General features: G+C 46.7%; 16 protein-coding genes. 11 read left to right on the top strand and 5 right to left on the bottom strand.

Annotation, left to right across the window (positions count from 1 at the left end; translation table 11 throughout):
- Nucleotides 1-87 precede the first annotated feature (87 nt).
- A complete protein-coding gene (locus MYF79_RS25005; protein WP_199655770.1) occupies nt 88-522 on the bottom strand; it encodes an RrF2 family transcriptional regulator in 435 nt (144 codons plus the stop codon).
- 156 nt (nt 523-678) lie between these two features.
- Between MYF79_RS25005 and MYF79_RS25000 the strand changes: the two genes are divergently transcribed.
- Complete coding sequence (locus tag MYF79_RS25000; protein WP_247810575.1) at nt 679-1,077, top strand: group III truncated hemoglobin; 399 nt, start codon at nt 679-681, stop codon at nt 1,075-1,077.
- A gap of 137 nt (nt 1,078-1,214) precedes the next feature.
- Here MYF79_RS25000 and MYF79_RS24995 read toward each other — a convergent pair whose 3' ends face one another.
- Nucleotides 1,215-1,454: a hypothetical protein gene (locus tag MYF79_RS24995; RefSeq protein ID WP_247810574.1), complete on the bottom strand. Its 240-nt coding sequence runs from the start codon at nt 1,452-1,454 to the stop codon at nt 1,215-1,217.
- 759 nt (nt 1,455-2,213) lie between these two features.
- On the opposite strand from MYF79_RS24995, the gene MYF79_RS24990 reads away from it, so the two are divergent.
- Nucleotides 2,214-2,777 carry a hypothetical protein gene (locus tag MYF79_RS24990; protein WP_247810572.1) on the top strand — a complete coding sequence of 188 codons (564 nt, stop codon included), beginning with the start codon at nt 2,214-2,216 and terminating at the stop codon, nt 2,775-2,777.
- An 11-nt stretch (nt 2,778-2,788) separates the two neighbouring features.
- Here the strand turns inward: MYF79_RS24990 and MYF79_RS24985 are convergent, their stop codons facing one another.
- Nucleotides 2,789-3,382 (bottom strand): phosphatase PAP2 family protein, encoded by a 594-nt coding sequence (locus tag MYF79_RS24985; RefSeq protein WP_247810571.1) that lies wholly within the window; start codon nt 3,380-3,382, stop codon nt 2,789-2,791.
- Between the two features lie 190 nt (nt 3,383-3,572).
- Here MYF79_RS24985 and MYF79_RS24980 point away from each other — a divergent pair, with 190 nt between their 5' ends.
- Complete coding sequence (locus MYF79_RS24980; protein WP_247810570.1) at nt 3,573-3,971, top strand: DoxX family protein; 399 nt, start codon at nt 3,573-3,575, stop codon at nt 3,969-3,971.
- Between the two features lie 138 nt (nt 3,972-4,109).
- On the opposite strand, the gene MYF79_RS24975 is transcribed toward MYF79_RS24980, so the two are convergent.
- Nucleotides 4,110-4,949, bottom strand: a complete 840-nt coding sequence (locus MYF79_RS24975) for a universal stress protein (RefSeq protein WP_247810568.1) — start codon at nt 4,947-4,949, stop codon at nt 4,110-4,112.
- Between the two features lie 171 nt (nt 4,950-5,120).
- Between MYF79_RS24975 and MYF79_RS24970 the strand changes: the two genes are divergently transcribed.
- Entirely contained in the window at nt 5,121-5,519 is a 399-nt protein-coding gene (locus MYF79_RS24970) for a GNAT family N-acetyltransferase (protein ID WP_247810566.1), read from the top strand.
- Between the two features lie 22 nt (nt 5,520-5,541).
- Here MYF79_RS24970 and MYF79_RS24965 read toward each other — a convergent pair whose 3' ends face one another.
- Entirely contained in the window at nt 5,542-7,149 is a 1,608-nt protein-coding gene (locus MYF79_RS24965) for an alpha-amylase family glycosyl hydrolase (protein WP_247810565.1), read from the bottom strand.
- Between the two features lie 114 nt (nt 7,150-7,263).
- Between MYF79_RS24965 and MYF79_RS24960 the strand changes: the two genes are divergently transcribed.
- The 7 genes from MYF79_RS24960 (at nt 7,264) to MYF79_RS24930 (ending at nt 13,832) form a co-directional block, all read left to right on the top strand.
- A complete protein-coding gene (locus tag MYF79_RS24960) occupies nt 7,264-7,593 on the top strand; it encodes a DUF3175 domain-containing protein (RefSeq protein ID WP_247810564.1) in 330 nt (109 codons plus the stop codon).
- Nucleotides 7,594-7,786: 193 nt separating this feature from the next.
- Nucleotides 7,787-9,922, top strand: coding sequence for a glycoside hydrolase family 97 protein (locus MYF79_RS24955; protein WP_247810563.1), 2,136 nt, complete (start codon nt 7,787-7,789; stop codon nt 9,920-9,922).
- 254 nt (nt 9,923-10,176) lie between these two features.
- The gene (locus MYF79_RS24950; RefSeq protein ID WP_247810561.1) at nt 10,177-10,620 is read left to right on the top strand and encodes a thioredoxin family protein; all 444 of its coding nucleotides are present in this window, start codon (nt 10,177-10,179) and stop codon (nt 10,618-10,620) included.
- Entirely contained in the window at nt 10,604-11,551 is a 948-nt protein-coding gene (locus MYF79_RS24945) for an FAD:protein FMN transferase (RefSeq protein WP_247810559.1), read from the top strand. The genes MYF79_RS24950 and MYF79_RS24945 overlap by 17 nt, the downstream gene beginning before the upstream one ends.
- The gene (locus MYF79_RS24940; protein ID WP_247810558.1) at nt 11,548-11,784 is read left to right on the top strand and encodes a DUF4266 domain-containing protein; all 237 of its coding nucleotides are present in this window, start codon (nt 11,548-11,550) and stop codon (nt 11,782-11,784) included. The genes MYF79_RS24945 and MYF79_RS24940 overlap by 4 nt, the downstream gene beginning before the upstream one ends.
- 29 nt (nt 11,785-11,813) lie before the next feature.
- Complete coding sequence (locus MYF79_RS24935; RefSeq protein WP_247810557.1) at nt 11,814-13,001, top strand: DUF3570 domain-containing protein; 1,188 nt, start codon at nt 11,814-11,816, stop codon at nt 12,999-13,001.
- A 384-nt stretch (nt 13,002-13,385) separates the two neighbouring features.
- Nucleotides 13,386-13,832: a MauE/DoxX family redox-associated membrane protein gene (locus MYF79_RS24930; protein WP_247810556.1), complete on the top strand. Its 447-nt coding sequence runs from the start codon at nt 13,386-13,388 to the stop codon at nt 13,830-13,832.
- Nucleotides 13,833-13,834: the final 2 nt, after the last annotated feature.

Here is a 13,834-nt window from a genome sequence, read left to right as displayed (position 1 = left end):
GTAAATTTTTGTTCCGGTTATCTATGAAATGTTGTACTTATATAATGGATATTAATACCTTTTTGTCTTTTATTATTGTAAAAAATTTTAGTCCCGCCGCAGGAATGTCAGTTTCTTATCCAGCTGCTCCTGGAGGTCGCCCACTTTTGTTTTATTCAACATGTTGGTAATATCTTTCCTGATATTGATGAATTCATGGTGAAGAGGGCAGGGGTGCTTGTCTGAACATTGTTTCAGTCCGAGGCCGCAGCCGGAAAAGATATCATCACCGTCCACGGCTTTAACGATGGTGGCAAGGCTTGTTTTCCTGCCGCTGTTATCGAGGTAGAAACCGCCGGTAGGGCCTTTCAGCGATTGTACAACACCTTTCCTGCCGAGATCCTGCAAAATTTTAGCGATGAAATGCTCAGGAGAATCTATTCCCTTTGCTATATCCTTGATACCCACTCTGCTTCCATCCTTCGACTGCTGTGCAATAAATATCATTGCCCGGATGGCATATTCACAAGTTTTTGAAAACATCCTTTCGAATTATGGAACAAATATAGTACAGATTTTTATTAAAAGACAAAAAAGTCTTTTAATTCCTAAAAAGCTATAACTTTGACATCAGAAACGGCGGGAGACAGGTATATTTCCTTTACCGTTTTTGAATTATAAAACAGGTAAGATACAGTTATGACAGATATTGATATGAGGCCGCCCCTGGCAGACATTCAGACAGAAGAAGATGTAGCGAAGCTCGTATATACTTTTTATGATAAGGTAAGGGCAGACGAGCTGTTGGGGCCCGTATTTGATCAGGCGATCGCCGACTGGGGGCCGCATCTTGACATCATGTGCAATTTCTGGAGCACTATGCTCTTATATTCCGGAAAGTATAAGGGCGACCCTATGAGTAAACATTTAACCCTGCCCATAGCGCCCAATCATTTTAGTCAGTGGTTGTCGCTTTTCAACGGTACAGTAGATGCACTGTTCCAGGGAGAGATTGCTGACAACGCCAAGGCGCGCGCAAAAAATATAGCGAGGATCATGCAGTCAATGCTGGGATTTCCGCCGGGCAATAACAACTAACCGGAGGGAAGGACAGATCAGTATCCTGCCGGCTCCGGTGTAGTTTGAGATGGCGAAAGGAGAAATATGAGGCCCCGCTGTCAGGCTCCTTTGCAGGCATAGCGCTGAGGCCGGGACATGTTGTTGCATTTTTATGATCAGGCATGAGGAAGTACCACTTCGTCTGCCAGCACATCTACTTCAAATCCATATCTTTTCAGCAGGTTGATCACTACTGAAGGATTAACGGCGCCGGATCTGCACTCCACACGCAGTATCCTGTCGCAGTCTTCCAGGTCAAAATTTGCTTTATATTCAGCGCGTATTCTGTGCATTTGTGTCAGGAGCATATAAGCATGCTCCCTCTTGTTAACATTGGTTTTGAATACTTCCACCATATACCAAAAGTTTCAGGTTGCAGGTTTTAATCGGACTCCGCCGCTATAAGGTCCTTTTATGGCGCCTTATGTGTACAAAAATATGTGAAACCTTTTGGTTGCACGGGTCGTGAAAACGACATAATAGGGGGTAGATTGGGACATTTTCAGCTTACAATAAGCGTCAGGATCCTATAGCAATATAGTGGAACCTATAACCTACAGGCGCTCTGCTCCTACATTATAGCCACTATTGTATACCGATCGCTATAGAATAGTGCCTGTAATGTAGGGGTAGAGCGCCTGTAGGTTATAGGCTCCACTATAGACGAAGTATTGAGCGAGGCTGTCTGAAAGGACAGAAAGGCTCTTATGAGCCGAAAAAGGCCTCTTATTTGTTAATTTGGGGCTCTCGTATAGTTTTTTTTTAAGTACTTTATTTGTATGCGTAATATTGCATATAGTATCTCGCAGAAACAAATCAAAGAGGTTTTATAGGAGGAAAATTGACGTTTTATGACGGGATTTCGCCTGCCCGTTAGTTTCGCCTGCCCGTGCACTTTCCTGAAAACTGTTTTGCATTAGTATGTACTATTGCTATTACAATGTTATTACAGCAAATCCGGGAAAGCGGTTTTTTAGAAAGGAAGATAAGGTGGTCACGCCGCAATACCGGCAGCTCACTTTGCAGGAGTGATCGCTCACATTTTTCTTTGAATGCGTTTTGATTGGCTGCTTGATATTGCGCTGTAAATCATTTCATCACCAAAACAATTTTATATGGCAAAAGTAATTCGCAACATTTTAACCAGTAGTATCTCGGGGACGATCGGGAACCTGAATTTTTACAACCGTAAAGGAACACCTGTAATAAGGCAGGCAAGAACGACGCGTAAGTTGAAATTTACTGCGGAGCAGATCGCCTTACAAACTAAGTTTGAGATCGCATCCGGTTTTGCACAGGAGGCTGTGGCAGACCCGGACCTGAAATTTTATTACCAGTCGCTTGCTACCGGAGCACAGAATGCCCGCAACATGGCATTAAAAGACGCCATGACCACACCTCAGATCACTGATGTGGATTTTCAGGATTACAACGGTCGCCCCGGTGAAAAGATCACCATACGAACCAGGAACTTTTTCAGGGTGTGGCAGGTCAGTGTGAAGATCTTCAATAAAGATGGAACATTAATAGAGGAGGGCTATGCAACAGAAGACTGGATACCGGCGGTCTGGATCTATCAGGCCACAAAAGAGCTGGATACCCGCAGTGCAAGGGTCGAAATAAGTGCTGCAAACATTCCCGGCAATAAGACCACTGTTGTAAAGGAGATCAGGGTATAATGAACCCGCCGTCACGGCCTGATGAACCCAAGCCCAAACGCCGTTCCTGCTCCCAGCAGAGCGCCTGCGGTAACATCGGAGGGATAGTGTACGCCCAGGTACATCCGCGAATAACCTACAGCACCAGACCATAAGAAAGCCGGTGCAATCACATACCACTTCGGATAAGCCCTTGCCAGCGCAGTTGCAGAACTGAAGGCAGACGAGGTATGCCCGGAAGGGAAAGAAGTGGAAGAGGGTTGATATACTGCAGTAAGATGAACATTCGATATAAAGGGACGGGGGCGCCTCACCAGTTTCTTGATAAGTGTGTTCACAAGGAAAGTGGTGGCGGTGCTGCTGGCTACATACAGGGCGTTCTGACGCATATCGGGATTGTGATCGATGATGCCCGCTACCAGCAAACCTGCCGGAATGGCCACATTCACATAGTCGTTCGTGTTGGAAATGAGCAGCCAGGCTTTGGTCTGCCCTGGTGTACGGTGGGCTTCCAGGTATTCCAGTGCCCTGTCGTCAAAGCTTTGCAACCGGGATTGAGCAATGGTGAAGGGAGTAGCCGCTGTCAGCAGCAATAATGTCAGATATAGCCGGGTAATGCTTTTCATGTCCTGTCTTTTAATGAACGCCTGGTCAAAGGTCTTGCGGATCAATTTACTAAATAAAGACGGAATGTTATACTATGGCTTGACTGACCAGAAATCAGGGGAATGTCCGGAATTCCCCCTTATACTGTCCGAATTGCACATTACATCACTTGGAAAATGCAGATATGTTTGCATCATAAAACACACAATTATGAAAACGAATAAGATCAGAATTTTTTACTGGGTATCAACAGGTATTTTTGCATTACTGATGCTGATGGATAGCATAGGAGGGATCACACATGAGGCAACCGGTGTGGCTATCATGAAACATCTGGGTTATCCTGAGTATGTACTGACCATTTTCGGCGTCGCTAAATTACTGGGTGCGCTGGCTATTCTGCAGCCTAAATTCAAGACCCTGAGAGAGTGGGCATATGCTGGTTTTACCATCAATTTTATCGGGGCATTTTGTTCCCGCGCAGCAGTTAGCGATCCGATCGGAGAACTGATCCCACCTGTAGTGGCATTGCTGATCATGTTTGTGCCGTATTATGCCTGGAAACGTTTCGAAGCAGCAAAAGGAAACGCATCATTGGCAGTGGCCTGAGTAAAATGAACGATATGCATGTTACATTGACCGGGATATACATCTGTCATCCGCGGAAAGTATCGTGATATCATAACAGGTATCGGAAGATGCAGCGAAAAGTATATCCCGGAATCCTGTAACCTGTACAGTGATGTTTCAGGCAGGAAGGATCAGCAGAGGAACGTTACTGTTCCATGCCAGTTGCTTCGATACACTTTTCTGGAATATAGTTGCCAGCAGGCCTTTTTTTTCATGCACGGCAATGATCATTGAAATATCATGCTCAGCGGCAAATTCATTGATACTGTTAACTACGTTGGTATCTTCTACGTAATTGAATGAAGGATGATATTTGTCCAGCAGCTGATGGAGGTGTTGAATATCTTCTTTCGTCTCTGATGAATAACCCTCATCGCTGGCAACGTTGACCACATACAGTTCGGCATGTATGCTGTTGAGTATTTCAACCAGTCCGGCTAATGCCTTCCCCCGCCGGAGGGTCTCAAAGTCAACAGCGAGCAGTACTTTTTCAAGCGGCGTTATCCTGGCATCTTCAGGAACGATCACCAGCGGATAATTGCAACTCTCCATAACCCTGATGCTATGGCTGCCCACCAGGAATTTTTCCAGGTTAGATTTATCGGCAAGACCAGCCACTACCAGGTCCACCTGTTCTTTACTGATCAGTTTTCTGACCGCCTCTTCGAGTATATCATCTTCTGAAAGCGTATCGATCGTAATACCTGCAGCAGTGGGTTCCAGCAAGTCGCGGAGCTTGTCCAGCTGCATGATACTTTCTTTATACAATTCATCAGGGTTGGCCTGTATGATCGGTAGTTCCGGTGTAACAGGTACATTGGAAACAGGTTCAAGGCTTTGGTAGGCGTTGAACAAAAGGATGCGCCTGCTATGCAGCTGCCCTGCCAGGTGAATGGCATATTGAGCGGCCCGTAGCGCTACATTGGAAAAATCTGTAAGTACGAGGATGGTTTGCATGAGAAGGATTTTATAAAAACAAGGCGAAAAAATCAGGCCAGTGTTTACCCTTATTGATGGAACAGCCTAAACCTGTTTTAGTTTACTTTTAGTGTATATCTTTAGATGGGAAAGTTCAACTCCCGGCAACATTGTTTTGCGTAACACCCTACACACCAAAAAAACTGATACATGGAAATTGCTTACAGATCTGATATAACGCCTTCCCCCGAACAGGTTATCGAGCTTTACAACAGTGCAGGCCTTCCGAGACCGACAGACGATCCTGAGCGGATAAGGAAGATGTATGAACATTCAAATGTGATCATCACAGCATGGGATGGGGAAAAGCTGGCGGGCGTTTCCCGTACTATCACAGATTGGGTCTGGTCGAGTTACCTGGCAGACCTGGCTGTCAGCCCGGACTATCAAAAATTTGGAATAGGCAAAAAGCTGATCGCCCTTACCCGGGAAAAGATCGGAGAACAATCGATGATCCTGTTGCTCTCTGTTCCCACGGCCATGAGCTATTATCCGAAGGTGGGCTTTACAAAGGAAGACAGGGGATTTATCATGCACAGAACCCGGTAATCTTTTCACCACACAGGTGAGTTTACCTTTCCAGTCTTATCACTAATCCCTCGTCCCCATCCAGGCTGATGGTATCGCTTACGATACTGCCTTCCATTTCAGGAAAAGTAGCTACTTCAATACGACCGCGGAAAGAGAAATTGGCTGGTCTGAAATAACAGGGCAGGTGCGTCAGGTTCAACACCATCAGGAAGCTGGGATGGCCCTCCTGCTGACGCATGAAAGCCAGGATCTGGTTGTCGGAGAACACAGGCGTATAATCGCCGGTTGTCAGAGAGGGCTCCCGCCTGCGTAAAGCGATGAGTTGCCTGTAGAGCGACAGCATAGAATAAGGGTCTGCCATCTGGCTGCTTACATTTACCCGCTGGTATGTTTTTGATAAACGCAGCCAGGGTTTGCCTGCAGTAAATCCTGCATTTACGCCTTTATCCCACTGCATGGGCGTACGGGAAGGATCCCTGCTGAGGTTTTTGTCCGGCATGTTCAGTCCCTGCGGGTCCTGTACTTCATCGAAGGGGATAGCCACATTGCGCATACCAATTTCATCGCCATAGTAGATAGTAGGCGTACCGCGAAGGGTCAGCAGCAACATCGCAGCAACCCTGGCCTGTTGTTGCCCCACACGGCTGGCAATACGATGCTGGTCATGGTTGCTCAATACCCAGTTTGGCCAGCCCTGGGCCGGTAAAGCGCCTTCATATTGATCGATGGCCACCGCAAGGGAAGCCGCATCCCAGGGCAATGACAGTAACTGGAAATTAAAAGGCAGGTGAGCGCCTTTATTGTCTATGCCATAATAGGCCATTAGTTGCTGGATAGGCAGGTATATTTCTCCTATCATCACGCGGTCGCCTTCAAACTCTTCCATAACATGCCTCATCTTGCGTACCACATCATGTACTTCCGGCTGATCTGTTGAGTATACGGGCAATTGTTGCGAATAGGTAGGCATGTGCTGCGCATAGTCCGGATTGACCGGATTATTGCGCAATTGCTGGTCTTTGATCATATGCCACATCACATCTACACGGAAACCATCCACACCTTTTTTCAGCCAGTAACGCATCACGTCGAGCATGGCTGCTACTACGGCAGGATTCCGCCAGTTCAGGTCAGGCTGCTCTTTCAGGAATGCATGGTAGTAATATTGTTGGGTAGTGGCGTCCCATTCCCATGCTTCGCCGCCAAATACGCTCAGCCAGTTGTTGGGTACACCGCCGTCCGGTAGCGGATCATGCCAGATGTACCAGTCCCTTTTCGGATTATCCCTGGAGGAGCGTGATTCCAGGAACCAGGGATGTTGATCTGATGTATGATTGGGCACAAGGTCAAGCAATAGCTTCATGCCTCTTTTGTGTACTTCATCCAGTAAAGCATCAAAATCCTGCATGGAACCAAATAAAGGATGTATGCCTGTATAGTCGGCAATATCATAACCGAAATCGGCCATAGGAGAAGGATAGATCGGTGAGAGCCAGACGGCGTCTATACCCAGCCACTGCAGATAATCCAGCCTGCTCATAATGCCTCTGAGATCGCCGATACCATCGCCGTTGCTATCCTGGAATGAGCGGGGATATACCTGGTAAATGACACCTGTCTGCCACCATTTGTCGAAAATAGTTACCATGCTGATGAGTTTTTTATGATACGCTTTGTCTTCACAACATTTTTGCCAGAATTGACGGGCAGGATCAGCAATAGTTCCGGCCTGAAGCTTGTGGGAACCTGTGAAAACGATAGTATGCCAAGACCCAGAACAAAAAAACATACCGTTGGAAAAGCAGGCAGAAAACGGTCCGGCCGGAAATGGTCGGGGCGTGTTTCCCGTACAAGCGATGCCCTGGACCTGAAAGGAGGCATCTTCAAAAGCAGTGATCCGGAGCAGATAGCCCGTTCCCTGAAACGATCCGCTACGAAAAGCAGGCGGAAAAAAGGCACACCATATCAATCGGCGATGTCAATGCTGAATTTTTATATCAACAGGGCGGGAAAGAACCTGCCTGAAAAACAGCAGCATGTGCTGGAAGATGCCAAAGATGAGCTAAGGAAGGTATTCGGAAAGGAGGAATAAACGGTTATAGATGTCAGTGCCGTAGGGTGGCGACGGTGTATGGCGTCCGGTTTTACGGGAAAATGTAAACGGAACACAGCTTGCGGCAGCTGAAAAAAGAAGACTTTTTGCGCACAATTATTATATTGCCGGTTAAATTAACATTTCACGTTATATCACCAGCAGTATATATCGCTACATTAAATTACACAGCATGCGCAAAAAACTCATTTTTATCTGTTGCCTTTTCCTATGGAAGATGGCCGGAGCCCAGGAATTGACATCACCCGATAAAAACCTGCACTTACAGTTTGCCATACAACCAAACGGGGTGCCTACATATGCACTTACCTACAAAGGGAAGGACGTGATAAAACCCAGTCGTCTCGGTATAGAGCTAAAGGCAGATGCCTCCTTTTTAGACAGCTTTGAAGTAGCCGGTACGAAGACCGTTTCTTTCGATGAAACCTGGCAACCGGTATGGGGCGAGGTCAAAGAGATCCGTAACCAGTACAATGAACTGGAGGTGAATTTACACCAGCGCTCTACAGATCGTACGCTGATTGTCCGTTTCAGGTTGTTCAACGATGGACTTGGTTTTCGTTATGAGTTCCCGCAGCAGCGTCACCTGGCTTATTTTGTGATCAAAGAAGAGCGGACGGAGTTTGCACTGGCAGGCGATCATAAAGCCTTCTGGCTGCCGGGCGATTACGATACCCAGGAATACAGTACCGTTACATCCAATCTGTCGGAAGTCAGGGGAAAGATGAAAGCAGCGGTGACGCCCAACGCTTCGCAGACCGTCTTTTCTCCCACCGGCTTACAGACGCCGCTCATGATGAAGAGTAAGGACGGCCTGTATATCAATATTCATGAAGCTGCGTTGATAGAATATTCAGCGTTATCATTGGAGCTGGACGACAAAACCTTTGTTCTCAGATCTTTCCTGACGCCCGATGCGGTGGGCGATAAAGGGTATCTGCAGGCGCCCTGCAAATCGCCCTGGAGAACGGTGATCGTGAGCGATAAGGCAGGAGATATCCTGACCTCTAAACTGATCTACAACCTGAATGAGCCTACTAAGTATAAAGACCCCGCTTCCTGGATCAAACCGGTGAAATATGTAGGTGTATGGTGGGAGATGATCACGGGAAAGAGTACCTGGGCTTATACGGATATTGAGAATGTACAACTCGGCGTTACAGACTACACCAAAACAAAGCCTAACGGCAAGCATGGCGCCAATACCGCCCATGTGAAGAAATACATTGATTTTGCCGCTGAAAATGGTTTTGACGCTGTGCTCGTAGAAGGATGGAACCAGGGTTGGGAAGACTGGTTCGGCAAAACAAAAGATTATGTGTTTGACTTTCTGACGCCATATCCTGATTTTGATGTACAGGAATTACATCGCTATGCTGCCAGCAAAGGTGTGAAGATCATCATGCACCATGAAACATCTTCTTCCGTTCGCAATTATGAACGGCATATGGACACTGCATACAGGTTTATGGTCAATAACGGCTATAACGCTGTGAAGAGCGGTTATGTCGGCAACATCATCCCTAGGGGAGAACATCACTACGGGCAATGGCTGGTGAATCACTATCTGTATGCTGTAACCAGGGCCGCTGAATATCATATCATGGTAGATGCACATGAATCTGTGCATATGACAGGCCTTTCCCGTACCTATCCCAACCTGATAGGACAGGAGTCTGCCAGGGGAACAGAATATGAGTCTTTCGGCGGTAACAATCCTGATCATACAACCATCCTTCCCTTTACCCGCCTGATAGGAGGACCGATGGATTACACACCGGGTATTTTCCAGATGAAGATCAGTGCCTATAACCCGGAGAATACTTCCTGGGTACGCAGTACGCTGGCCCGTCAGCTGGCCCTGTATGTAACGATGTACAGCCCTTTGCAGATGGCGGCCGACTTCCCGGAGACTTACAGGAAATACATGGATGCCTTCCAGTTCATTAAAGATGTGGCTGTTGACTGGGATGACACGAAGGTGCTGGAAGCAGAGCCGGGCGATTATATTACCATTGCACGTAAAGCGAAGGGCAGGAGCAGCTGGTTTATTGGCAGTACCTGCGATGAGAACGGCCGCGTGTCAAAGATCAGTTTTGATTACCTGGATGCAGGTAAGAAATATATCGCTACCATTTACAGCGATAAAAAAGATGCGCATTACGAGAAAAACCCGCAGGCATACGAGATCAGGAAGATGGTGGTGACAAATAAGTCTACATTGTCACAACAATGTGCACCGGGTGGCGGATACGCCATTAGTGTTGTGGAAGCGGACGATGCCGCTGTCAAGGCGCTGAAGAAATAACGATACGACATTTATAAGGATGCACCCGGAATGAAGGAACATCCTGCAAACTATTCATAATTCATCGGCTTAGAGGCTGCTCAATACTTTTTGGGCAGCCTCTTGCGTTTATTGAAAGGGTGCTCCGGAATGCCTGCATCGCCAGCTTAAAGGAATGTTAAATTCAGGTCTCTCTTACTGCAATTCAGGATTCCTTCAGAATGTATCCAGAATTGACCTTTAATTTTGAATAACAGTATAATCATGTGATGAAAATGAAATATGTATTTGCCGGTCTGCTCGGACTAATAGCGATGTCGTTTACCGCATGGCAGCCTGATTTTGAAACAGCAAAGAAGATAGCAAGGGAAAAGGATCAGCTTATTTTGCTGAACTTTTCGGGGTCTGACTGGTGCGGCCCCTGTATCAGGCTGAGGAAGGAAATATTTGATAGTGAAGAATTTTCCAAAATGGCAGACACCACGCTGATCATATTAAATGCCGACTTTCCCCGAAATAAAAAGAATCAGCCCGACAAGCAGATACAGTCACAAAATGAAGCGCTTGCTGAAAAATATAATCCTGCGGGCAAATTCCCTTTTACTGTGTTATTGAATGCAGATGGAAAGGTGATCGCTTCCTGGGATGGTCTGCCCAAGGCAGATGCAGTGGCATTTACCCGGCAGGTGAAAAGTATTTGTGATGCTAACAAACACTGAGCAGACACTCACCGCATTTAAGCGGACGCAAAGGTTAATGGGCAACACCTTCGAGATCACCGTAGTGGCAGCAGATGAGCGTTGGGCGCAGGAAAAGATAGACCTGGCAGTGGCAGAGATCAGCCGTATTGAAAAGTTGCTGACCACCTTTGATGAGAACAGCCAGACCAACCAGATCAATCAACAGGCGGGTATCAGTGCCGTGAAAGTGGATAGGGAAGTATTTGACCTGATACAACGCGCTAACCGGATATCAGGTATTACAGACGGCGCTTTTGACATCACCTATGGCTCTATCGACAAACGCTTATGGAACTTTGATAAGTCTATGACCTCCCTGCCGGACGAAGCAACAGCTAAAGCGATGGTAAAGCTTATCAATTACCGGAACGTGATCCTGGATGCAGAGAACTGTACTGTGTTGCTGAAGGAAAAAGGCATGCGTATCGGTTTTGGTGGTATTGGTAAGGGATATGCGGCGGAAATGGCAAAGGCACTGCTTAAGCGGGAAGGGGTAAAAAGCGGTATTGTGAATGCCTCGGGAGATCTTACTACCTGGGGGCTGCAGCCCGACAATAAACCCTGGACGATCGGTATTGCTCATCCTGATAATGCCCATCTGCCATTTTCCTACATGAACATTACAGATCTGGCGGTGGCTACTTCGGGCAATTATGAAAAATATGTGATCATTGACGGCAGGAAATATTCGCATACCATTAACCCAAAGACGGGTCTGCCCGTGACGGGTATCAAAAGTGTGACTATTATCAGCCCCAATGCTGAGATAGCGGATGCCATGGCAACGCCGGTAACGATCATGGGAATAAAGGCCGGTCTGAATATGATCGATCAGATCAGGCACCTGGGTTGTATTATCATAGACGATCACAACAACATCTACACATCAAAAAACATCAATTTACAATGAGGGCAAACAGGCAAGGCTTTTCTGCAGCGGTAGCACTGGGAATTATTGTAGCCGCACTGACCTTTTCTTCCTGTACGACAGTAAAGGAATACCAGAAGAACAGGCTGAATGATTCGGAAATGGTATTAGGCAATCGTAAGGTGGAGAAAACGGAACTGAACTTTCAATCCTACCGGGAAGGCTCGTCTGGCGCGAATGCCGGGAAGAGTGGCGGTGGATGCGGGTGCAATTAATTTATCAGGAGCAATGAAATAATGTATCTATGAAACGGATTTTTTTTACAGCCGCTGCCATCCTCACTATACTGCGCGCCAATGCACAGGAAGTGAAAGACAGCACGGGGTATGAGAGCAGGAAATTAAAGATAGAGGAGATCAACCTGGTATCCAGCTATTATCAGCAGAATGGCGAGAACGCCGCTGTTACAGGAGGTATTGGTTCTCAAAAGCTGACAGACATTGCGAATGTGTTTGATGTAAGGCTGTTTAAGTACGACAGGAAACACCGCAAACATACTTTTGATATCGAGATCGGCCTGGATAATTATACTTCGGCATCTTCAGACAGGATTGACCTGAAGGCCAATTCATCGGCATCTCATGGTGATACCAGGATCTATCCATCATTGACATGGACGGTGGAAAATGAGAAAAAGGGAACAACCTTCGGAGCAGGCGTCTCTTCCTCAAAAGAGTTTGACTACCTGTCGTTCGGTGCTAATGTAAGTTTTGCCCAGAAAACAAGGAACAGGAACGGGGAGTTCGCAGTCAAGTTCCAGACCTACCAGGACATTGTAAAAGTGATCGCGCCCGTAGAGCTAAGGCAGGGCGGTCGGGAAGACGATGATTATCCGAGCGCTAACAGGAGGACCTACGCGGGTTCCCTGTCTTATTCGCAGATCATCAATCAGCGCCTGCAGGTCACCTTACTGGCAGACCTGGTCAGCCAGTCGGGTTATCTGAGCATGCCTTTTTACCGGGTATATTTTACAGATGGATCTGTACACCAGGAGAAGCTGCCCGACAGTCGTTTAAAAATACCTGTCGGCTTCAGGGCAAACTACTTCCTTGGCGACAGGTTCATCATCAGGACTTACTATCGCTTCTATACTGACGACTGGGGCCTGACATCGCATACGGCCAACATAGAAGTGCCTGTAAAGATCACGCCGTTTGTATCCGTAAGCCCTTTTTACAGGTATTATACGCAGTCGGCCGTGAAATATTTCGCACCTTATCAGCAACATAGCGGTAGCGACCAGTATTACACAAGTAATTATGACCTTTCAAAGTTCAGCAGCAATTTTGTGGGAGCTGGTATTCGCCTGGCGCCGCCGCGGGGCGTATTTGGCCTGCAACACTTCAATATGATCGAATTGCGTTATGGACATTATATGAAGAACATAAACATGAGCTCAAATATCGTATCGGTGAACCTGAAGTTCAAATAACGCATAGAAAATATATCACACATAGATGAAGGTCAAGAAGTCGTTTCAACGAAGGCAACCTGCATCAGGGTGAAAATACAGAAGGTGTCAAAAGTAATTTTGGCGCCTTCTGTGTTTCAGGTGGCCCCGGTCATCATGTTAACTGCGTCCCCGCAAGCGTTTCAAAAGACCTTACAAGCTGTTTTCCTCCAGGTACTACTGCGTTGGGCAGGAAAGGGCCTCCAGGCCTTGAATGTGTCAAACTGACAAAAAATTACCGCCGGGTCATCCAATATTCAGAATATTTTCTTAGATTAGGATGACAAATAGCCAATGAATGCCAGTGTGAACCCGAAGACTTTCCTGAAATTTATTCCGTTATTCCATTTTGTAAATTAGTATTCCATGTTAAGAAAGTTCGTTATGGAGACGATACGTCTCTCGTTCATTCTATTGTTCGTTTATACCGCTGCCAGTAAGTTCATTGATTACGAAAATTTCCGGGCCGTAATAGGTCAGTCTCCTCTTATCACACGCTTTGCACCTGTACTGGCAGTTGTGGTGCCCATAGCCGAAATAGTGATCGCTTTGCTCCTCGTCATTCCTCGTTACCGGCGTGCGGGGCTCTATGCGTCTTTTGCCATCATGACACTTTTCACTGTTTACATTATAGTGCTGCTGACCTTATCTGAGAAAATTCCCTGCTCCTGCGGAGGCGTTATTTCACAAATGAGCTGGACACAGCATCTCTATTTCAACATTGTTTTTATGCTGCTGGCACTGCTGGGCATGTGGTTGTATACAAAGCAGCCGGACGATCATCCGTCTTCATCTGAACTGATCCACGTTTAACT

Source organism: Chitinophaga filiformis, from assembly GCF_023100805.1.
GTDB lineage: Bacteria > Bacteroidota > Bacteroidia > Chitinophagales > Chitinophagaceae > Chitinophaga > Chitinophaga filiformis_B.
The sequence above is the reverse complement of the archived record's forward strand: the minus strand, read 5'-3'. Positions and strand labels throughout refer to the sequence as shown.